Below are 21,397 nucleotides of genomic sequence, written 5' to 3' on the forward strand. Positions count from 1 at the left end.
GCCGCACAGCGTGGCCGCCAGGGCGACCAGCAGAACCTCGTCCAGGGGATGGCGCGCGTTGGCGGCGCGCGGGTCCGGCACCGCCGAAAACAAACCCTGCACTTCCAGCATCGATCACCTCCTGTCTATAAGGAGGCGTCAACGCATGGCCTTCAACGCGGATCGACGCGCCGAAAAGTCATATGCGATAGCCCTGCCGCAAGGGGGAGGGTGGGCCCCGAAGGGGGTCGGGAGAGGGGAACCCCGTTTCCGGAGATGACGGGTCGACGGCGGCCAAGCAGAGCCGTCGCGCTGCCCCTCCCCCGTCCGCTCCGCGGACACCCTCCCCCGCAGAGGGGGGAGGGACTTGCGTCGCCTTTTACGGTCGCCGCTTAGTTCTTGATTTTTCGAGACTTTGTGACGCGTCGGCTGAGGCCGGTCGCCACCTTCGGACCTTGGCTCAGTGGTGACCGGATCGAACCGCACGCCCTGCAGCACCGTCGGGGCGCCGGGCCGACGCGGCGCGCACGGTGACGACGGAAGGCCGGTCAGATCGCCGGTTCGAGCAGGGGCGGGAAGTGCTCCATGAAGCGCACGCCGTCCCACAACTCGACATTGGCCGCGCCGACGCGGCGGCGCGCCTGGGCCACGGCCTCGCCGTCGTCCTTCGCCGAGATCGCTTCGCTCAAGAGGATGTGTCCGCTCGCGCTCAGCACGAGCACGCGGTAGGCGGCGGGCAGTTCCAGGCAGATCGGGGGGCCGACGAAGAGGGGCAAAGAGGAGCTCCATGTCCGTTCAGGCGGGAGCGCGGAGGTCTCTCAGCCGCTGGCGCCCGGGAAGACCGTGCCAGCGATGAATCAAGTGTAAACGCTCTTAACATCGGCGCAAGCGGAGCGGGTACCGGGCGGCCTGCGTCGGAACCGCCCAGGCAGGCTTCAATGTAACTTGGGCCCCACGAGGAAGCGCTCGCGATCGACCGAGTTCAGCGAGAGGCGCAGCGGGCGGCCGTCGCGGTTGACCGTCAGCGGCACGCGCACGCCGGCCTCGCCCAGCGCCCAGACCTGCCGGAAGAACCCCGCCAGATCCGCCACCGGCTCGCCCGCCACCTCCGCCAGCACGTCGCCGGGGCGCAGGTCCGCGGCCTCCGCCGGTCCCGTGTCGGTCAGGCCCATCACGACCACGCCGTCCTCGGTCTCGGTGGCGTAGAGGCCGAGCCAGGGCCGGGGCCGGCGGTCGGCCCGGCCGCGGGTCTCGAGGTCGGCGAGGATCGGCGGCAGGAGTTCGATCGGCACCACCATGTTGATCGCCCGCGCGCCCGATTGGCCGCCCTGCTGGAGTTGGAGCGAGCCGATGCCGAGGAGGTCGCCCCCCGGCCCGATCAGCGCCGTGCCGCCCCATTGCGGATGGGAGGGGGCGGTGAACAGCGCCTCGTCGAGGACGTACTCCCAGTAGCCCGCAAATTCCTGGCGCCCGACCAGCTCGACCGCGAGGCTGTGCCCGCGCCCGCCCGCCCCCGCGATCACGGCGCGATCCCCGATCCGTAGCGTGGCCGAGGAGCCGAGCCGCAGGGCGGGCAGGCCGAGATCGCCGAGCGCCTGGACGAGGCCGAAGCCGGTCACCGCGTCGTAGCCGACGACGTGGGCGGGCACGAAGCGCCCGTCATGGGTGGTGAGCCACACGCTCTCGGCCTCGATCACGAGGTAGCCGATGGTGAGCACGAGGCCGTCCTCGCGGATCACCACGCCGTTGCCGGCCCGCTCGGTGCCGAGCGTCTCGGCGGTGAAGGCCTCCGCCGGCACGCGCGAGGACAGCGACACCACCGAGGTCAGCGCCCGTTCGAGATCGTAGGTGTAGTCGCCCGCTTTCGGCTGCTGGGCGGCCGGGATCCTGAATTCGCCGTGCGCGGCCATGCGCTCCCTCTCCCGCGACGTCCCGTTGCCCCGAACAAGATAGGCGACCGGGTCGCCGCCGACAGCCGCCTGACGCGCGGGCGATCGCTTGCAGCGATCACCCTGGTTCATGCTTGGCCTCAAACGCCGGCGGCCGCCTCCCCGCGGCCTTAGGCTTCTCGCTCCGTTAGAGCATCGTCCCGAAAGGTGGTTTCCGGCTTTTGGAAAAAGACGATGCGGCACAGTAAGGTAGACGCCTCGGCTTCGCCGAGGCCACTGCACGGGGCGCTCTTCGCGCCCGGCCATGCAGACATCCCTCTCGCGAGCGATGGCGTCGAGGGTGCGCGCGATGGCGTGGGATGGCCCCATCCGGTCGATGGCGCGCGCCGTCGCCCTCCGATAGATTGCCCGCAATGCTCCCGCCAGACGGACGATCCCGAGCCCGCCCGCATGCCTGACCCATCGCCGATCGAGAGGGACCGGGCCGTGGCGCCGCGTGACGGGGCCGGCGGCGAGGACGCGATCCTCGCGGCCCTCCTCCAAAGAATCGCCGGGCGGGACGAGGCGGCGCTGAAGGCGCTCTACGCGCGCACGGCAGCGAAACTTCTCGGCCTGATCCTGCGTATCCAGCGCGATCGGAGCTTGGCCGAGGACGTGCTTCAGGACGTGTATCTGCGGATCTGGCACGCGGCCGGATCGTATGCGCCCGCGGCGGGGGCGCCGCTGCCCTGGCTGTGCGCCATCGCGCGCCACCGGGCCATCGACGGGATGCGCCGTAAGAGCGAGGTCACGATGCCCTCGGGCGAGGCCGGCGACGCGTATTGGGAGCGGCTCGCCGCACCGGGCGGCGGCGAGGATGCGATCCTCGACCGCGACGCCCTGGTGGCGTGCCTGTCGCGGCTCGACCCGACCCAGCGCGACTGCGTGGTGCTGGCCTATTGCGAGGGCTGGTCGCGCGACGAGCTGGCCGCGCGCTACGGCCGCCCGGTCAACACCGTGAAGACCTGGCTGCACCGGACGCTCGCCGCCCTGAAATCCTGCCTGGAGCCGGGCGCATGACCGAGCGGGAGAGCGACGACGCGCGCGGGATGCGCGCGGCCGAATACGTGCTCGGCACCCTCGATGCGGGCGAGCGGGCGGCGTTCGAGCTGGAGCGCACGGTCGATCCGGCGACCGAGGCGGCGTTGCAGGCCTGGGAGCGGCGGCTTGCCCCCCTGGCGCGGGCGGTGCCCCCGGTCGCGCCGAGCCCCGAGCTGTGGGGGCGCATCGCCGCGGCCCTGCCGTCCGGCGGGGCGGGGCAGGGGGCGGCGCTTCCCTCTGCCGCCAACGACGATCGCCTGCGCGACCTCGTCCGAAAAGTCCGGTTCTGGCGCCGCGCCACCGTGGCGGCGGGGGCGGCGGGGCTCGCCGCCGCCGGCCTCGCCCTGGCCTTGACGGGATCGTTGCGACCGACGCCGCCGGGCGGGCGCTCGGTCGCCGTGGTGACGAGCGGCGGCGACCTGCCGGCGCTGGTCGTCAGCGTCGATGCCACCGAGGGCACCGTGCGGGTGCGCCCCCTCGCCGCCCGGACGCCCGAGGGCCGCAGCTTGGAACTCTGGTCCATCGACGCGGGCGCCGCGCCCCGGCCGCTCGGCCTCGTCGGCACCGCGCCGTCCCGCCTCGCCCTCCCCCCGGAGGCCGGGACGCTTGAGGGCGCCACCCTTGCGGTCTCGGTCGAGCCGCCCGGCGGCTCGCCCACGGGCCAGCCGACGGGACCGGTGATCTACTCGGGCAAGCTGATCCCGGAGTGATTCTTTTCTAGTTTTATCAATCAAGTCAGCAGCCTAGCGCCGTATCCTCAAGCGATGCGCGAGGTGCCTTGCCCTGACCGCGTCCGTTGCACAGAGGGTCTAAAACGAAAAAAACCGCCCGGCCTTGCGGCCGGACGGTCTTGCCCGTTCGGGCGTGGGGACGCCGTGCGGCGTCCCCGGTTCGGATCAGTACTTGCGCACCAGCGGGGCCGGGGCGACGGCCACCGGGGCCGGCGGGGTGTAGAGCGGGGCCACGATGCGGAACCAGCCTTCGGTCGAGTCGAAGGAGTCCGCGGTGCGGGCGACGGTGCGGGCCACGTAGAACTGCGTGGTGAACGCGCCGAAGTCGTAGCCGATGAGGCCGCCGAGGAGGAAGCGACCACCGCGACCGATGCGGCCCGAGCCGAGATCGCCGACGCGGTTCAGCAGGTTCGGGTCGAGGTTGACCGTGCCGTAACCGATGGCGCCGATCTCGAACTTGCCGAACTTCTTGGTCGCGGTCAGGTCGAGGTTGAGGGCGTCGGAGATGTTGAACGGGCCACGGGTCCCGAAGGTGTTGTTGCCGGAGAAGGTCGCCGGCGAGTCGTAGAAGTTGTAGGTCAGGTTGGCGGTGGCGTTCCAGCCGTCGCCGGTGTAGCTGCCGGCGACGCCGAAGCGGTAGGTGTTGGAGGCCAGGAACGGCAGGACCGGGTTGACGGCCACGGCGCCGCTGTTGAAGCGGGCCACGCCGCGGTCGCCGTTCAGCTCGTTGAGGTAGACACCGCCGAGCAAGCTGACGCCGAAGTTGCCGCCGAGGTCGAACGCCCAGATACCACCGACGAAGGTGCCGACGTTGACCGAGAAGTCACGGATGCCGCCCGGGCCGCTGTTCTTGCCGAAGGCGAACACGGTCGGGGGGGCGACGACGAACTCGAGACGGCCGCCCATCGGAACCCACGGGGTCGCCCACACGAGGATCGGGATGTTCACGCCGACGTCCAGGGCGCCCTGGTCACGGCCGCCGTAGGTGAAGGTGTTGATGGCGTAGATGCCTTCCGGCAGCGGGGCGCCGACCGCGAGGCCGACCTGCTCGCCGGGGACCGTGGTGGTCTGGGCCTGCGCAACGGTCGTCGTCATTCCGACCGTCAGCGCGACAGCGCCGGCGGCGAGCCAGTTCTTCATCATTTTCTCGTTCCTTCCCAAGGATTTCAGGCGTCCGCCCCGTAGCCCCCGCATCCCCGGATCGCCCCCCGCCCTCTCCGGAGCGGGACCGAACCGGCCCGATGCCGACGCCCCCTTACGGCCGCACCTCAAGTCTCGACGACGGGAACTATTCTACAGACCGGCCCCGAATGACAGGGGATTGCCCGCAATCTCGGCAGTTCGGGTCACACCGTTGCGCAAAAGCCGCATTTTCGCTGCGGGGCAACGGATTCCTTAACGATGTCTTACTGGGGAACCGCGCTGCCGCAGACGGCGACCAGAGGCGAAGGGCGCGCAAATAGCCTAGCTCGATCAGGCCGTTGGACGTGGGGCGCGCGCGGGCAGCTTCGGCAGGCGGGCCGGGGCGATTGCGCAAGGCGCGCCGGATTTTTCGCGGCGCAGCAAACGGGTCGAGGCCCGGCGGCCCGGCGGGCGCGGGGAATCGGGCGGCGAATCGTCGGGCGCGCCGCCCCGGTCCGGCGGCTACTCGGCCGCCTGGCGGCCCCGTCCGGCGCCCGGCCCGCGCCGCGCCGATGCCTTTTCGGGCACCGCCTTGGCGGATGATTTGGCGGGCGCCTTCGTGGCGGGCTTCTTGGCCGGTGCGGCGGGGCGGCGGGCCAGCACCTCGCGCAGGAAGCGGCCGGTATGGCTGGCTGTGCTCGCGGCGATCTGCTCCGGCGTGCCCTGCGCCACCACGCGCCCGCCGCCGTCGCCGCCCTCGGGGCCCATGTCGATCACCCAGTCGGCGGTCTTGATCACCTCCAGGTTGTGCTCGATCACCACCACGGTGTTGCCCTGGTCCACCAGCTCGTGCAGCACCTCCATGAGCTTGGCGACGTCATGGAAGTGCAGGCCGGTGGTCGGCTCGTCGAGGATGTAGAGGGTGCGCCCCGTGGCCCGCTTCGACAGCTCCTTCGAGAGCTTCACCCGCTGCGCCTCGCCGCCCGACAGCGTGGTGGCCTGCTGGCCGACGCGCACGTAGTGCAGGCCGACGCGGGCCAGCGTCTCCATCTTCTCGCGAATCGTGGGGACGGCTTTGAAGAGGTCGGCCGCCTCCTCCACCGTCATGTCGAGCACGTCGGCGATGGACTTGTTGCGGTAGCGCACCTCCAGCGTCTCGCGGTCGTAGCGCTTGCCCTTGCACACGTCGCAGGTGACGTAGACGTCGGGCAGGAAGTGCATCTCGATCTTGATGACGCCGTCGCCCGAGCAGGCCTCGCAGCGCCCGCCCTTCACGTTGAACGAGAACCGCCCGGCCTGATAGCCGCGGGCCTTGGCCTCGGGCAGCCCCGCGAACCAGTCGCGGATCGGGGTGAAGGCCCCCGTATAGGTCGCCGGGTTCGAGCGCGGCGTGCGGCCGATCGGCGACTGGTCGATGTCGATGACCTTGTCGAGATGCTCCAGCCCCTCGATCGAATCGTGGGGGGCCGGATGCTCCAGCGCGCCGTTCAGGCGCTTGGCCGCCGCCTTGTAGAGCGTGTCGATGATGAGGGTCGACTTGCCGCCGCCCGACACACCGGCAATGCAGGTGAAGGTGCCGAGCGGGATCTTTGCGGTCACGTCCTTGAGGTTGTTGCCGCGCGCGCCGACGACGGTGAGCGTGCCGCGGCCGGGATCGCGCCTGACCTTGGGGGTGCGCACCGAGAGTTCGCCGGTCAGGTATTTTGCGGTGAGCGAGGCCGGGTCCTTCAGGAGTTCCTGCGGCGTGCCCTGGGCGATGATCTGCCCGCCGTGGATGCCGGCACCGGGGCCGACATCGACCACGTAGTCGGCCTGCAGGATCGCGTCCTCGTCGTGCTCGACCACGATCACCGAATTGCCGAGATCCCGCAGGCGCTTGAGCGTGCCGAGCAGGCGCTCGTTGTCGCGCTGGTGCAGGCCGATCGAGGGCTCGTCGAGGACGTAAAGCACGCCGGTCAGCCCCGAGCCGATCTGCGAGGCGAGCCGGATGCGCTGGCTCTCGCCGCCCGACAGCGAGCCGGAGCCGCGGGCCAGCGTGAGGTATTCCAGGCCGACATCGACGAGGAAGGTCAGCCGGTCGCGGATCTCCTTCAGGATGCGGACCGCGATCTCGTTCTGCTTGTCGCTCAGTTTTTCGGAGATTTCCGAGAACCAGCGGTGGGCGTCGCGCACCGACAGTGCCGTCACCTGTCCGATATCCTGGCGGTCGATCTTCACCGCCAGCGCCTCGGGCTTGAGCCGCTTGCCGCCGCAGGCCTCGCAGGGCGTGGCGCTCATGAAGCGGCCGATCTCCTCGCGGCTCGCGTCGCTCTCGGTCTCCTTGTAGCGCCGCTCCAGGTTCGGGATGACGCCCTCGAACGGCTTGTTGACCGAGTAGGAGCGCAGGCCGTCATGATAGTCGAACCGCACCGATTCCGTGCCGGTGCCGTAGAGGATCGCCTGTTTGGCCGAGGCCGGCAGCGCCGACCACGCGACCGTCGTCTTGAAGCCGAAATGGCGCGAGAGCGCATCCAGCGTCTGGTCGTAATAGGGCGAGGTGGACTTCGCCCACGGCCCCACCGCGCCGCGCTTCAGCGACAGGGCGGGGTCCGAGATGACGATCTCGGGATCGATCCGCATCTCGTGGCCGATGCCGCCGCAGGTCGGGCAGGCGCCGAACGGGTTGTTGAACGAGAACAGCCGCGGCTCGATCTCGGGGATCGTGAACCCGGACACCGGACAGGCGAAGCGCGACGAGAACGTGATTTTCTTGGGCGTCTCGCCCTCGGGCGTGTCGGCGAACTCGATGTCGGCGATGCCGTCGGCGAGTTCCAGCGCCGTCTCGAACGAGTCGGCGAGGCGGCTGGCGATGTCGGCGCGCACGACGATGCGGTCCACCACCACGTCGATGTCGTGCTTGAGCTTCTTGTCGAGCTTCGGCACGTCGTCGATCGGGTAGTACTCGCCGTCGATCCGCAGGCGCTGGAACCCCTTCTTCTGGAACTCGGCGATCTCCTTGCGGTACTCGCCCTTACGCCCGCGCACGACCGGGGCGAGTAGGTAGAGCCGGGTCTTCTCCGGCAGCTCCAGCACGCGATCGACCATCTGCGAGACGGTCTGGCTCTCGATCGGCTCGCCGGTGGCGGGCGAATACGGGATGCCGACCCGCGCCCACAGCAGACGCATGTAGTCGTAGATCTCGGTGACGGTGCCGACCGTCGAGCGCGGGTTCTTCGACGTCGTCTTCTGCTCGATGGAGATCGCGGGCGAGAGCCCGTCGATCTGATCGACATCGGGCTTGGCCATCATCTCGAGGAACTGGCGGGCATAGGCCGAGAGCGATTCGACGTAGCGGCGCTGGCCTTCGGCGTAGATCGTGTCGAAGGCGAGCGACGACTTGCCCGAGCCCGACAGCCCGGTGAACACCACCAGCCGGTCGCGGGGGATCGTCAGATCGACGTTCTTGAGATTGTGCTCGCGCGCGCCGCGTACCGCAATCACGCGGGTGTCGCGCGCCGCCGGCGGCGCGGCGTCGAACAGTGCGGCGAGGCGGGCGTCGGCCGTTTCTTCCTTGCCGGCCGCGGTCTCGGCTTTGCGGGCTTTGGCTTTGGCCATGGGCGAAGGATTCTCTGACGGTCGAGCCGCGGTGACGGCGCCGGGTGCGGCCGGGCGAAGGTCGTGCCACGCAGGAACAGGTTACGGGAACGCAGATGGGTTCCGGGCGGCGCGAAACCACTAGAACGGAACGGGTACGACGGCAACGCCGATCACGCGATAGGCGTCCAGAGCACGCTCGGCTTTTCCCGAAAGCCGGTTCCCACCTTTCGGGCCGATGCTCTCAGCACGGCGCCCCTGCACCGGCAGGGCGGAACGGAGGCGCAGCCAAACCGGTCGCTCGGCCACCGTGATGGACAGGTCGCGCCCGCAAGCAGGCGGGCGATCACTCCTCCGGCGGACCGAAGGGAGTGATCCGCGGATTGGAGAAGGGGCCGCGGTAGCTCTCGTCGGTCGGCGCGGCCGGCGGCATCTCGGATGCACGAACCTGCACGGCGTAGAGATGCCGCTCGGGATCGACCGGAACGACACCGAAGCCCTTGTCGAGGGCATCCCGACGGACTCCCATCGCCTTGGCCGCCTGGACGATCCCCGGCCTGGGTCCGGGGATCGCGACGGTCATGAGCACCATGTCGGCCTCTGCCATGATCGAACCTATAAGCCGTAGACCGTCGCCACCGGTACCGGCCGGATAATACCCGTCCCGTAATCCGCGTTCCAGCCCGGCCCCGGCTTGCCGAGCGCCTGGGCTCGGATCGTCGCGAACAGCGAGGCCGGCGGCTCTTTGGCCGGGGCGAGACGGGTGCGCAGGGCGGCCACGCAGCCCGCCGCGACGGGGCAGGCGGTCGAGGTGCCGCTGTCGGGGCTCCCCGCCCCGTACGCCTCGGAGCCGAGGAAGTGCGTGTAGGCCGTCACGTCGGGCTTGTCCGGCGCCATCCCGGCGATCCCCGGTCCCTGCGACGAGTATCCGACCCGCTGGTCGTCGATGTCGCATCCGGCGAGCGTCAGGACGTCCGGATGGGCGTTGGCGCCCGTGATCGTGTCGGTGACCACGCCTTTGCACTGGCCGTCGGGACAATCCGCGCCGCAATTGCCGGCGGCGAAGAGGATGTCGGCTCCGGCGCGGGCCAGGGTTCCGACGATCAGGTTGAACGGGTGATTGGGATTGTCGGCGTAACGGCCGGGATGCCCGGCCGGAAAGTCCCAGCTCGGATGGTACATGCCCCAGCTGTTGTTGACGACGAGGGCCCGGAACGGCCAGCTGGGGTTCTGAAGGCGGCTCAGCAGGTAGGAATAGGCCAGGATGGCGTCGCTGAGGAAGCCGGACATCACGCTGCCGCCCGGCGTGGTCGATCGGAGGATCGGGAAGTCGAGCAGGGTCGCCTTCGGCGCGGCGATCAGCGCGTCGTAGGCGCACATCGTGCCGTGATCGACGGGATAGGAGCCGGGCGTCCAAGCCGAACCCGGCGGCGCCCATCCGTATTTCCGGCTCAGCTTCGGCTTCAGCCCGCGGCCCTTCAGGTGAGCCAGGTTGATGCCCGTATCCATGATCGCCAGGGCCACGCCCTTGCCGTCGAGCTTCTTCGCCAGCAGTTGCGCCGTGTCGAGCTTGCGCGCGACGTCGGCGGTGGCTCCGACCGGCGGGTTGCCGCTGCAGACCGTGAACGTGCCGATCTCGGGGTCGGCGAAGATGCCCACCCCGTCTTCCTCCGCAGCGATTTCGTGGATGCGATCGACATCGATGGTGCCGCGCCCCACGAAGACGGGGGCCTGTTGCGGCCCCGCAGCCTCGAGGGCGATGCCCCCGGCCTGGGCACTGGGAATCGGCAGGGGAGAAAACGTGGGGTCGATGATGAGGCCCGCCTTGTCCGGCTTCGTATCCATCGCGAAGCCGAGCGGGTTGGCCGTAAAGGCGGCCGCCGCCGAAGTCCGCAACGCCGCCTGAGCCGGCAAGGTCACAATACAGGAAACACGCATCGGCCTCTCCCGAATCGATAAATCAATAATCTTACGATTACACAACATCAGGCGCGCGTCAAATTCATTGCATGATCATAAAATACAAACAAATTCTTCAAGTTCGTGACACTTGTGATGATATTTAAAAATAATGCGAGAAACGATCTGATTGCGGCCAATTCTCGGCAAACCTGCAACAGAAATAGCTATGATGAGCAGCCGTCTGAGGATTTCGCGTTGCGCGCCATGAAGCTCGCGGGCGTCCCGTCCTCCGGGTTCACGAACACGATGTCGGTGGGCTCCCGGCGCGGGGTGTCGACCGAGAGGAACACCAGCGGCTCCTCCAGAATCTGCGGCAGCGCGTGGACAATGTTGCGGTCGAACAGCAGCAGGTGGCCGGGGCCGAACGCGGCCTCGGTGGCGGGCTCGCCCATCCAGAAGGTGCCGCGGCCCGAGAGGCAGACCAGCACCTCGTCGCAGGTGGCGTGGTAGTGCGGCGGGGTCGGGCGGTAGACCCGAAAAACCCGCACGCTCGCCGCCGGGCGGTCGGACAGGTAGGCATCGACCAGCAGCGTCGCGGCCGTGCCGGGCAGGCCGCGGGCGATGGCGTGGAGGTCGAAGCGTCCGCTGCCGTCGCCGATTTCTTCCGATGCCGCCATGCGGGTCTCCCGTCGCGCGCCGCCTTGCGCGGTTCAAGACGGCCGGTCCCGCCGGGTTCCGTGCCGGATGAGCCGGGCGGCGTGAGCCGGGAACGACGTTCTTCGCCTCCGGCAAGTTATCGAATGATGGGATGTACGGCCTGAGGCATTCTAAATTGCCCATTTTTGCGTCTTTCGGCACATCCGGCAGGCAAATCGTTCCGTCTTCAGCGGAAATCGGCAAAACAAGCATTTCTTTACCGAGAGACATCACAACGGTGATAGATCTCTCGCAAGTCCGGCCCGTCGATGTCCGCTTCCTCGCTCGAAACACCTTCCGCTCTTCGCAGCCCCGGCGCGACAATGCTCGGCGGGCGGGTTCTCGGTTCGCTGCGCGGGCGCATCGTCGCCGTGGCGCTGATCCCGTGCCTCGCCTTCGCCGGGACGGCCGGATTCGCGGTGTACGAGCGGGTCGGGGAGGGGCGGGCGATGGCCCGGATGGAGACGCTGGTCGGCCTCTCGGCCCGGATCAGCGCGATGGTGCACGAGGCACAGAAGGAGCGCGGCGCCTCGTCGCTGTTCCTCGGCTCGAAGGGCGCGCAGTTCGGCACCGAACTCGCCGCCCAGCGCAAGCTCACCGATGCGGCCCGCGCGGAGCTGAGCACGGCGATCGGCGCGGCCGAGGGCGGCGGCGACTTCACCCGCAAGGCCGAGGCGCTGCGCACCGCGCTCGGGCGGATCGAGGCGCATCGCGGCGCGGTCGATCGGCTGGAGGCCACGGTCCCGGCCAACCTCGCCCTCTATACCGGGGTGATCGGCGAGGCGCTGACCCTCGTGCGCGAGGTCGGCCAGATCGCCGCCGACCCGGCGGTGGGGGCGCGGATCGCGGCCTACTCCGCCTTCCTGTCGCTCAAGGAGGTGGCGGGCCAGGAGCGGGCGGCGGCCTCCGCCGTGTTCGCCGCGGGCCAACTCGATCTGCCGGGCTACCGGCGGCTTGCCGGCCTCTCGGCCGATCAGAGCACCTACGAACGGCTGTTCCGGGCCGCGAGCCCGGCGGCGGATGTCTCCGCCTTCGAGGCGGCCGAAGCCGCGGAGCCCGCCCGCGAGGTCGCCCGCATCCGCGGGATCGCGCTCGGCACGCTGCCGGGGCAGGCGCCGACTTTTACCGACGCCAAGGGCTGGTTCCGGCTCGCGACCCAGCGCATCGACGGGCTGAAGGCCATCGAGGACCGGCTCACCGCCGCGCTCGCTGGCGAGGCCGGCGCCGCCCGCGCCCGCGCCGAGCGGGCGGTGGCGGTCTGGTCCGCCGGGATGCTGGCGATGCTGGGGCTCTCGGTGGCGCTCGCCTTCGCCCTCGGCTCGGCCATCGCCAAACCGTTGGGCCGCATGGCCCGCGCCCTCACCGCGATCGGGCAGGGCGACACCACGGTCGCGGTGCCGGTGAAGGGCCCGAACGAGCTGCGCGCCATCGCCGCCGCAGCCGCCGAGTTCCGCGACAGCGTCGCCGAGCGCGCCCGCACCCGCACCGAGCGCGAGCGCAGCGCCGGGGAGGAGGCGGCCCGCCGCCGCGCCGCGATGATGGGCGTGGCCGACGGCTTCGAGGCGCGGGTCGGCGGCATCGTCGCCGCGGTCTCGTCCGCCGCGCAGCAATTGGAGGGCGCCGCCCGCGCCATGAGCACGAATGCGGGCGACACCTCGACCTTGAGCGGCTCGGCGGCGGCGGCTTCCGAGAAGGCGGCGCTCGCCTCCGACTCGATCGCGGCGGCGACCGAGGAGCTGTCGGCCTCGATCCGCGAGATCGGCACCCAGGTCGTCGCCTCGGCGGACGCCGCCGCGAGCGCCGAGGCCGACGCGGCGCGCACCGCCGCCGAGGTCGAGCGGCTGGCGGGTGCCGCGAACGGCATCGCCCGGATCGTCGGGCTGATCTCGGACATCGCCGGCCAGACCAATCTTCTGGCCCTGAACGCCACCATCGAGGCGGCCCGCGCGGGCGAGGCCGGGCGGGGCTTCGCGGTCGTCGCCTCCGAGGTGAAGGAACTGGCCGGCCAGACCGCGCGGGCGACCGAGGAGATCGCCGGGCGCGTCGCCGAGATCGCCGCCTCGGGCGAGGCCTCGGTCGCCGGCATCGGCGGGATCGGCCGCTCCATCCGCGAGTTGGCGCGCATCTCCGGCGACATCGCCGCCGCGGTCGAGCAGCAGGGCGCGGCCACCGCCGAGATCGCCCGCACCACGGTCGAGACCTCGCACGGCGTCCGCACGGTGTCGGACACCATCGCGGGCGTGGCCCAGGCCGCCACCGGCACCAGCGCCGGCTCGTCCCAGGTGCTCGGCGCGGCCAGCGACCTCGCCCGGCAGGCGGCGGCGCTCCGGCAGGAGGTCGGCGGGTTCCTGGAGCAGGTGCGGGCGGCGTGAGGCCGACGCGTTAAGCCGAACGAGAGCCCGGCCCGATACGATCGGGCCGGGTTTCCTTTTCGACCGACGCCATTTCGTGAGTGCGCATGATCATCATCCGGACGAACACGGTGTGGGGGCCGGGCGCGCGGACGCTGACGGACGACGTCCAGATCGCCAGGGGCGTGACCCTGACGATCGCGCCCGGCGCCCGGATCGAGGGCGGCGGCCACAGCATCGCGACCTACGGCACGCTGTCGGCCAAGGGCACGGCCGCCGCGCCGATCTTCCTCAGTGACACCCACTTCGTGACGAGCAACGACGCCGGCATCACCGGGCGGACGGTGATCGACCACGCGCAGCTCGACGCGGGCAGCGTCAGCGGCGTGGGCTACGGCTCGCTGAGCCTGACCAACTCCGTCGTCAGCAATATGTACGCCGCGATCGACGCCTATTACCCCCGCGGCGGCCACACGACGATCAGCAAGAACCTGTTCCTCGACAGCGGCGGGATCGCGGCCCGGACCGCCGACGGCGCCGAGTACGGCGCCCTCACGGTCGCGGGCAACGTCTTCGACCGCACCTTCTCCTATGACGGGGCCTACCATCCGGGCGGGCCGGGGGCGGCCCTGTCGGTCCTCGGCAGCGGCGCCCAGCGCGGCGTGACCTCGACCGGCAACGCCTTCCTCGATCCGCGGACGATCGCCATCGCGCTGGCGAACGACGGCAAGGTACTGTCACAGAACGACTATTTCGGCACCGCGGATCGCTCGAAGCTCGGCGGCCGCGTCCACGACCGCGGCGACGATTCGTCGGTGCGCCACGCCGTCGATCTCGGCAAGGCGGCGACGAAGGCGCCCACGGGCCTGCCGGTCGCGACCTTCTCGTTCGTGTCGATGACGCTCCCCTCCGACATCGTCCAGAGCGCCCGCCTGCTCGGGACGGGCCACATCGACCTCACCGGTAACCGGCTCGCCAACACGCTCACGGGCAATGCCGGCAACAACAGGCTCGACGGCGGCCTCGGCGCCGATACGATGGCGGGCGGGGCCGGCAACGACACCTACATCGTCGACGATGCCCGCGACGTGATCCGCGAGAACGCCGGCCAGGGCACCGACCGGGTCGTCGCCTCCGTGTCCCATACGCTCGCCGCCAACGTCGAGATGCTGACCCTCTCAGGGAAGGGGGCGATCAACGCCACCGGCAACGCGCTCGCCAACCACCTGATCGGCAACGGCGGCAACAACGTCCTCGACGGCAAGGGCGGCGCCGACATCATGGAGGGCGGCGCGGGCAACGACGTGTACCGCGTCGATCACGCCTCCGACCGTGTGATCGAGGCGGTCGGCGGGGGCCGCGACACGGTGGTCACCACGGTGAGCTACCGCCTCGCCGCCGGACAGCAGATCGAGACCCTGCAGACGGCCGACGCCGCCGGCCGGGCCGCCCTCAAGCTCACCGGCAACGAATTCGGCAACAAGCTCGTTGGCAATGCCGGCGCCAACGTGCTCGACGGCGGGGCCGGCGCCGACGAGATGCGGGGCGGGGCGGGCCACGACACCTACGTCGTCGACAACGCCCGCGACTTGGTGATCGAGGCGGTCCGGGGTGGGACGGACACGGTGCTGGCCTCGGTCAGCTACGCCCTCAGGGGGGGCCAGGAGATCGAGAGCCTGCGCCTGACCGGCTCGGCCGGCCTCTCGCTGACCGGCAACGAATTCGGCCAGTCGCTGGTGGGGAATTCCGGCGCCAACGTCCTCGACGGCGGCCTCGGCGCCGACGTGCTGACGGGCGGTCGCGGCGCCGACACCTTCGTGTTCGCCACGAAGCTCGGGGCCGGCAACGTCGATCGCATCACCGATTTCGCCCCCGAGGACACGATCCGCCTCGCGAAGAGCCTGTTTTCGGCGCTGGCGCCGGGCGAGCTGAAGGCCGGCGAGTTCAAGGACATCGCGAAGGCCAAGGTCGATGCCGACGACCACATCCTCTACGACAGCCGCAGCGGAAGCCTGTTCTACGACGCGGACGGTTCGGGCAAGGCGGCGGCGGTGAAGTTCGCGGTGCTCGACAACAAGGCGGCGCTCACGCACGCCGACTTCTTCGTGGTGTGAGCAAAACCCCGGTCAGGACGCGTCGAGCGCCACGATGGCGTCGTAGGGGCCGCTGCCGCCGAGGGTGGCTTCGACCGCCGAGTTGATGGCGGCGCTGACGAGCAGGAGCACGGCGAGCAGGAGCGCCGCCTCGGTCAGCACGCGGGCAAGCGCCGCGGCGTGGGCGCGGGCGGCGTGGATCAGGGCGCAGCCCAGCACGAACACGAGGGCCTGCACGGTGGGCATGGTGAGAAGCGTCATCGTCTCCGTCTCGCTCGCATCTTCGCTTCAACGCCCCGGCCGCCGCCCGAGCCCGTGCGCCGGCACACGCGCCGTGCAGCAAGAGCCGGGCCGGCTCACCAAGACAACGCTCAGTGCCGCGCCTCGCCGGAGGCGGGGGTGTTGTCGGCGGATTTCACCGGCTCGGCGGTCTGCGGCGCGACCTTGAGGTTCTGGCGCAGGCTCTGGAAATGATCGACCACAACCCTGGTGCCGGGCTTGAGACCTTTCAGCACCGCGGTGGCGTCGCCGTAGGCATCGCCCGTCTCGATCGCGGTCATGTGGACATTGTTCCGGTCGTCCACGGTCCAGACCACCTGCTGGTCGAGCTGGGCCGAGAGCGCGATGGTCGGCACTAGGAGCCGCTGCTGGCGCCCGACCTCGATGCGGGCGCGCACGAAACGGCCGGGCAGGTAGCGCTCGTCGGCGTTGTCGAGCCACGCCTGGATCAGGCGGCGGCCGGTGCGGGGATCGAAGCGGTTGTCGAGGCGGTAGATCGTGGCCTCGCGCTCCGGCTCGCGCCGCACGTCGAGGAGCTGGACCTTGGCCCGCTTCTCACTGAGCGCCACCCGCACGGCCTCGGCGTCCTCGGAGGAGAGCGCCATCTGCACGTCGATCGGGTTCACCTGCACCACCGAGACGAGCCGGGTCTGGTTCTCGATCACCATGTCGCCGACATTGGTGAGCGAGAGCGACGAGCGCCCGTCGATCGGCGCGCGGATCACCGCGTAGTCGAGGTTGAGCTTCTGCCGGGCGATGGCCGCTTCCGCCTCGTTGAGCTTGGCGATCGCGGTGGCGAGGTTCGACTGGTTCTGCTGGGCGCGCTGCTCGGTGGCGAAGCCCTTGTCGGCGAGCTGCTCGGTGCGGTTCACCTCGGCCTGGGCGAAGTCGACCGTGGCCTTCGCTTGGTCGCGCAAGGCGGTCGCCGATTGCAGCGCCACCTCGAAGGGGCGCGGATCGATGCGGAACAGCACCTGCCCCTTCTTCACGTGGCCGCCGGGCTCGAAGGCGCGCTCCACCACGATGCCGGTCACCCGCGCCTGCAACTCGGCGTCGCGGGGCGAGAGGATCGTGCCGGTATACTCGAACGCGACCGGCACCTCGGCCTGCGCCGCGGGCACCACCTTCACGGCGAGCGCCGGCTCTTGCCTAGCCTGGGCCTTGGTGCGCTGATCCACCTTGAGGTGATGGGCGAGGAAGCCGGGGATCGGCCGGCCCATGCCCCACCACGCGCCGCCCGCGATCCCCATCGCCCCGATGACGATGCCGGTGATGACGAAGCCGACGCCTGACCGCACGAAGTGTCTCCCGGTGCCGGCGGCCCGTCCTGGCGGGGCGGCGCGGCAGGTGGGGGAACACGCTGGGGCGCAAGACGTTGCACGCGGACCGTTCGCGACCCCGCTCAAAAATCCTGGAGACGGCCCCGGCCCATGTTCGCCACGTTCGTCGACCGGCCGATCCTCGCGAGCGTGATCTCGATCATCATCACGACGATCGGCATCGTCGCCGGGCTGACCCTGCCGATCGCGCAATATCCGGAGATCGCGCCCCCCGTCGTCAACATCCAGGCGACCTATCCCGGCGCCTCCGCCCAGCAGGCCTACGAGTCGATCGCGATCCCGCTGGAGCAGGAGATCAACGGGGCGCCCAACCTCATCTACATCCAATCGACCTCGTCGGCCGACGGCAGCGTCTCGGTGGACGCCACCTTCGAGGTCGGCTCGAACCTCGACGCGGCCGCCGCCGAGGTGCTGACCCGCTCCAGCCGCGCCGAGGCGAAGCTGCCGCAGGCGGTGCGCGACCAGGGCCTCGAAATCCAGAAATCCTCGCGCCAGCGGCTCGGCAACGTCGTGCTCTACGCCGACGAGGGCACCGGCTTCGACGAGCTTTTTCTGGCCAACTACGCCGAGACGCAGGTGATCAAGCCGCTGCGGCGCGTCACCGGCATGGGCCGCATCCTCAACTTCTCGAACATGCGCTACGCCATGCGGGTCTGGCTCGACCCGACCAAGATGGAAGCGCTCGGCATGGCGACCGAGACGGTGCTCGCGGCGATCCAGGCGCAGAACGCGCAGGTGACGACGGGCTCGCTCGGCAAGCTGCCGATGGACCGAGCCACGCCCTTCGAGTTGCAGCTCGTCACCAAGGGCCGGCTGGTGAAGCCTGAGGAGTTCGGCAACATCGTCCTGCGGGCCAACGCCGACGGCTCGGTGGTGCGGGTCTCGGATGTGGCCCGCGTCGAACTCGGCTCCGAGCAGTACGGCGTCACCTCGAACTTCGACGGCAAGCAGGCGGCCACGCTCGGCATCTTCCAGAACCCCGACGCCAACGCTGTCGACGTGATGAACGGGACGCGCGAGACCATGGCGGACCTCGCCAAGCGCTTTCCCCCGGGGCTGCATTACAAGATCGCGCTCGATTCCACCGAGTTCGTCAAGGAGGCGATCTACGAGGTGGTGCGCACGCTGGTCGAGGCGATCCTGATCGTCACCGTCGTCACCTACCTGTTCCTCCAGAACTGGCGCGCGACGCTGATCCCGACCATCGCCGTGCCGGTGGCGCTGATCGGCACGTTCGGGCCGATGGCTTTGCTCGGCTTCTCGTTCAACACGCTGAGCCTGCTCGGCCTCGTGCTGGCGGTGGGGCTGGTGGTGGACGACGCCATCATCGTCGTCGAGAACACCGAGCGGCTGATGTCGGAGGGCCAAGAGCCGAAGCCCGCCGCGCGCGCCGCCGTCAACGAGGTCGGCGGGCCGGTCATCGCCACGACGCTGGTGCTCGCCGCCCTGTTCGTGCCGGTCGCCTTCATCCCGGGGCTGACGGGCCAGCTCTACAACCAGTTCGCCCTCACCATCGCGATCTCGGTGCTGATCTCGGCCATCGTCTCGCTGACGCTGACGCCCGCGCTCTGCGGCCTGCTGCTGCGCCCGCACGAGCCTGACCATCGCCGCCCGTGGTGGCAGCGCCCGCTCGACTGGTTCAACACCGCGCTCGACCGCTCGGCGGGCTTCGTCGTCGCCTCGATCGGCTTCCTGTCGCGCCGGGTCGTGCTGACGCTCGCCGTGTTCGCGCTGTTTGCCGGGGCCACCGTGCTGCTCCTGATGCAGCGCCCCACCGGCTTCGTGCCGGAGGAGGACCAGGGCTACCTCTACGCCGAGGTGGCGATGCCGCTCGGCGCCTCGGTCCAGCGCACCGAGGCGATGAACGCCCGCTTCGGCGAGGTCTTGCGCGCGCGCGACGATGTCGATCACACCATCGGCGTGTCCGGCCGCTCGTTCCTCGCCGACACGGTGGCCCCGTTCTACGGCTTCAACATCCCGGTGATGAAGCCCTGGGACGAGCGCACGACCACCGTCAACGACCTGATCCGCGACATGGAAGAGCGGTTCAAGCACGATCCCGATGGACAGGTGCGCATCGCCAACCCCTCGCCGCTCCCCGGCCTCGGCAGCCGCGGCGGCCTGACGCTGGAGATTCAGGACCGCTCAGGCAACGGCGGCCTGGGATTGGCCAAGACCGCGAACGAATTCATCGAGAAGATCAAGGCGCTGCCGGGCGTCAGCGGGGCGACGCCGACCACCGAATGGGGCGTGCCGCAGATCCGCCTCGACATCGACCGGGCCAAGGCCGAGCAGCTCGGCGTGCCGCTCTCGCGGCTGTTCGAGGCGCTCGGCACCTATGTCGGATCGAGCTTCGTCAACCTCTTCAACCGCTTCGGCTTCGTCTATCAGGTCTACGTCCAGAGCGAGGCCTCGGGCCGGCGCGTGTTTCAGGATCTCGAGGCCCTGACCGTGCTCAACGCCGAAGGCCAGCCGGTGCGCCTCGGCTCGCTGGTGCAGGCGAAGTTCACGACGGGGCCGACCGCGGTCCTATCCTACAACACCTATCCGGCGATCGAGGTGGCGATCACCATCGAGCCGACCTCGTCCTCCGGCACCATCCTGGAGGAGGTCGAGCGCTTGTCCTCGGAGCTGCCGCGCAACTTCTCCATCGAGTGGACCGAGGTCGCCTATCAGGAAAAGATCGCTGGCAGCTTCGCGCCGCTGATCTTCGGCCTCGGCGTGTTCATGATCTTCTGCTTCCTCGCCGGGCAGTACGAATCGGTGCGCCTGCCGCTCGTGATCCTGCTCGCCACCCCGCTCGCCATCTTCGGCGCGGTCGGGTTCCTGGCGCTGCGCGACATGCCGCTCGACGTGTTCGGGCAGATCGGGCTGCTGCTGCTCGTCGGATTGGCGGCCAAGAACTCGATCCTGCTCGTCTCCTTCGCCGAGGAATTGCGGGCCAAGGGCGAGGACGCGCTGGAAGCCGCCAAGCACGCCACGCGGATGCGCATGCGCCCGATCCTGATGACCTCCTTCGCCTTCATCCTCGGCGCGGTGCCGCTCGCCATCGCCAGCGGGGCGGGGGCCAACGCCCGCCTGTCGATGGGCACGGTGGTGATCGGCGGCCTCGTCGTCGCCACCGTCCTGACCCTGTTCGTGACGCCGGTCTTCTACATCGCCGCCGAGCGGCTGCGGGGGGATGCGAAGGGCAAGGCGGAGGGTCAGGCGGTCCCGGCGGAGTGATTTTTTGGGATCTTTTTGACCGCGCCATCCCACCCAACCCCCTCATCCTGAGGTGCTGGAGCGAAGCGGAAGCCTCGAAGGAGGGCTCCAGGGATCGCTGAGCGAACTGGAGCCCTCCTTCGAGGCCGCTTCGCGGCACCTCAGGATGAGGGGGTTGGGTGGGATGAGCGGGGCTTTGGCCCGCGCTCAAACCTCGGCCGTCATGTACCGCGCGCTCTCGCCGTAGCTCGCGAGCTTGTCCCGCAAGCCCGGATCGTTCTGCACGGCGAAGCCGAGGCCCGACCACAGGCCGACGGTGCCGTAGACCGAGACGCAGGCGAGATGCCCGATCCCGCGGCTCCGCGCCTGCGCCGTGAGGCCGGCGATGTACCGGGCCGCGGCCTGCTGGCCGCGCGCCTCGGACAGGATCGCGACGTCGTGGACGTAGAGGCAGTCCGGCGAGGGCGGCAGCGCGGTCAGGAACCCGTCGAGGGGCGGGATGTCGGCGAGCATCCACGGATGCGCGAGCCCGTATCCGACGGTTTTCTCGGCGAGCACCAGCTTCAGGCAGGTCGCGGGCGCCAAAGCGCGTTTTTCCGCCAGCACCGCGGGCCGCTCCGGCAGGCCGGCGTGGATCAGGGCGGCGATCCGATCGACCTGCGCCATGTCCTCGGTCAGGAGCGGTCGCCACTGCGCCGACGGCGTCACGCCAAGCCCGCCCACACCTGCCTGGCCAGCACCGCCCCGAGGGGCTTGGCCGAGAAGCGCGCGTCGCAGGGCAGGGCGCCCGGCTCCGGGGCCGGGCCGGCGGAGACCGCCATCAGGGTCAGGCCGGGCCGCAGGCGGGCGACGGCGTGGATCAGGGCGAAGCGCCCGTCCGGGTCGGGCAGGTCGGCGTCGATCACGATGAAGCAAAGCTCGGGATGGCGCTCGATCTGACGCAACGCCGTCGTCCCGTTCCAGGCCTCGATCACCTCGAAGCCGGCCTCGGCCACGCAATCCACCGTGCCGATCCGCTGGATCGCGTCGCCCTCGACGACCAGGGCGAGCGGGCGCGCGCCGTCTCGGGCGGGGAAGGCGGGCGCGTCCATCGGGGTTCCTCGGGCCGGTTCCCTCCGACAAACGGCGAGAGCGCGGTTCGTTGCCCCCGTTCCCGCG

At 70.1% G+C, this 21,397-nt stretch carries 16 protein-coding genes and 1 pseudogene; 5 read left to right on the plus strand and 12 right to left on the minus strand.

Annotation, left to right across the window (positions count from 1 at the left end):
- The 3 genes and pseudogenes from AAHG03_RS12665 to AAHG03_RS12675 all read right to left on the minus strand — a co-directional run.
- Window positions 1–111 (minus strand): annotated as a pseudogene (locus tag AAHG03_RS12665) (ISAs1 family transposase); the annotation flags it as partial.
- A gap of 416 nt (window positions 112–527) precedes the next feature.
- Window positions 528–755, minus strand: a complete 228-nt coding sequence (locus AAHG03_RS12670; protein ID WP_342151030.1) for a hypothetical protein — start codon at window positions 753–755, stop codon at window positions 528–530.
- Between the two features lie 159 nt (window positions 756–914).
- Window positions 915–1,889 (minus strand): S1C family serine protease, encoded by a 975-nt coding sequence (locus AAHG03_RS12675; RefSeq protein WP_342151031.1) that lies wholly within the window; start codon window positions 1,887–1,889, stop codon window positions 915–917.
- 429 nt (window positions 1,890–2,318) lie between these two features.
- On the opposite strand from AAHG03_RS12675, the gene AAHG03_RS12680 reads away from it, so the two are divergent.
- Together AAHG03_RS12680 and AAHG03_RS12685 are read left to right on the plus strand one after the other, a co-directional pair.
- Entirely contained in the window at window positions 2,319–2,927 is a 609-nt protein-coding gene (locus AAHG03_RS12680; protein WP_342151032.1) for an RNA polymerase sigma factor, read from the plus strand.
- Entirely contained in the window at window positions 2,924–3,658 is a 735-nt protein-coding gene (locus AAHG03_RS12685; RefSeq protein WP_342151033.1) for an anti-sigma factor, read from the plus strand. Before AAHG03_RS12680 ends, AAHG03_RS12685 begins: the two co-directional genes overlap by 4 nt.
- Window positions 3,659–3,844: 186 nt before the next feature.
- Here the strand turns inward: AAHG03_RS12685 and AAHG03_RS12690 are convergent, their stop codons facing one another.
- From AAHG03_RS12690 to AAHG03_RS12710, 5 genes are all read right to left on the minus strand, one after another.
- Window positions 3,845–4,822 carry a transporter family protein gene (locus AAHG03_RS12690; RefSeq protein ID WP_342151034.1) on the minus strand — a complete coding sequence of 326 codons (978 nt, stop codon included), beginning with the start codon at window positions 4,820–4,822 and terminating at the stop codon, window positions 3,845–3,847.
- A 501-nt stretch (window positions 4,823–5,323) separates the two neighbouring features.
- Window positions 5,324–8,395: an excinuclease ABC subunit UvrA gene (uvrA, locus tag AAHG03_RS12695; RefSeq protein ID WP_342151035.1), complete on the minus strand. Its 3,072-nt coding sequence runs from the start codon at window positions 8,393–8,395 to the stop codon at window positions 5,324–5,326.
- 325 nt (window positions 8,396–8,720) lie between these two features.
- Window positions 8,721–8,981, minus strand: coding sequence for a hypothetical protein (locus tag AAHG03_RS12700; protein WP_342151036.1), 261 nt, complete (start codon window positions 8,979–8,981; stop codon window positions 8,721–8,723).
- Between the two features lie 8 nt (window positions 8,982–8,989).
- A complete protein-coding gene (locus AAHG03_RS12705) occupies window positions 8,990–10,312 on the minus strand; it encodes a S8/S53 family peptidase (protein ID WP_342151037.1) in 1,323 nt (440 codons plus the stop codon).
- A gap of 188 nt (window positions 10,313–10,500) precedes the next feature.
- The gene (locus AAHG03_RS12710) at window positions 10,501–10,953 is read right to left on the minus strand and encodes a cupin domain-containing protein (protein WP_342151038.1); all 453 of its coding nucleotides are present in this window, start codon (window positions 10,951–10,953) and stop codon (window positions 10,501–10,503) included.
- Between the two features lie 342 nt (window positions 10,954–11,295).
- Here AAHG03_RS12710 and AAHG03_RS12715 point away from each other — a divergent pair, with 342 nt between their 5' ends.
- Together AAHG03_RS12715 and AAHG03_RS12720 are read left to right on the plus strand one after the other, a co-directional pair.
- Window positions 11,296–13,344 (plus strand): methyl-accepting chemotaxis protein, encoded by a 2,049-nt coding sequence (locus tag AAHG03_RS12715; protein ID WP_342151229.1) that lies wholly within the window; start codon window positions 11,296–11,298, stop codon window positions 13,342–13,344.
- 86 nt (window positions 13,345–13,430) lie between these two features.
- Window positions 13,431–15,437, plus strand: a complete 2,007-nt coding sequence (locus AAHG03_RS12720) for a calcium-binding protein (RefSeq protein ID WP_342151039.1) — start codon at window positions 13,431–13,433, stop codon at window positions 15,435–15,437.
- Window positions 15,438–15,449: 12 nt separating this feature from the next.
- On the opposite strand, the gene AAHG03_RS12725 is transcribed toward AAHG03_RS12720, so the two are convergent.
- Entirely contained in the window at window positions 15,450–15,677 is a 228-nt protein-coding gene (locus tag AAHG03_RS12725; RefSeq protein ID WP_342151040.1) for a hypothetical protein, read from the minus strand.
- A gap of 110 nt (window positions 15,678–15,787) precedes the next feature.
- Entirely contained in the window at window positions 15,788–16,993 is a 1,206-nt protein-coding gene (locus AAHG03_RS12730) for an efflux RND transporter periplasmic adaptor subunit (protein ID WP_342151041.1), read from the minus strand.
- Between the two features lie 132 nt (window positions 16,994–17,125).
- On the opposite strand from AAHG03_RS12730, the gene AAHG03_RS12735 reads away from it, so the two are divergent.
- The gene (locus tag AAHG03_RS12735; protein ID WP_342151042.1) at window positions 17,126–20,260 is read left to right on the plus strand and encodes an efflux RND transporter permease subunit; all 3,135 of its coding nucleotides are present in this window, start codon (window positions 17,126–17,128) and stop codon (window positions 20,258–20,260) included.
- Window positions 20,261–20,446: 186 nt separating this feature from the next.
- Here the strand turns inward: AAHG03_RS12735 and AAHG03_RS12740 are convergent, their stop codons facing one another.
- Window positions 20,447–20,947, minus strand: a complete 501-nt coding sequence (locus AAHG03_RS12740) for a GNAT family N-acetyltransferase (protein ID WP_342151043.1) — start codon at window positions 20,945–20,947, stop codon at window positions 20,447–20,449.
- Window positions 20,944–21,330: a response regulator gene (locus AAHG03_RS12745; protein ID WP_342151044.1), complete on the minus strand. Its 387-nt coding sequence runs from the start codon at window positions 21,328–21,330 to the stop codon at window positions 20,944–20,946. Before AAHG03_RS12745 ends, AAHG03_RS12740 begins: the two co-directional genes overlap by 4 nt.
- Window positions 21,331–21,397: the final 67 nt, after the last annotated feature.

The sequence above is a fragment of the Methylorubrum subtropicum genome (assembly GCF_038442325.1).
In the GTDB taxonomy this organism is placed as follows: domain Bacteria; phylum Pseudomonadota; class Alphaproteobacteria; order Rhizobiales; family Beijerinckiaceae; genus Methylobacterium; species Methylobacterium subtropicum.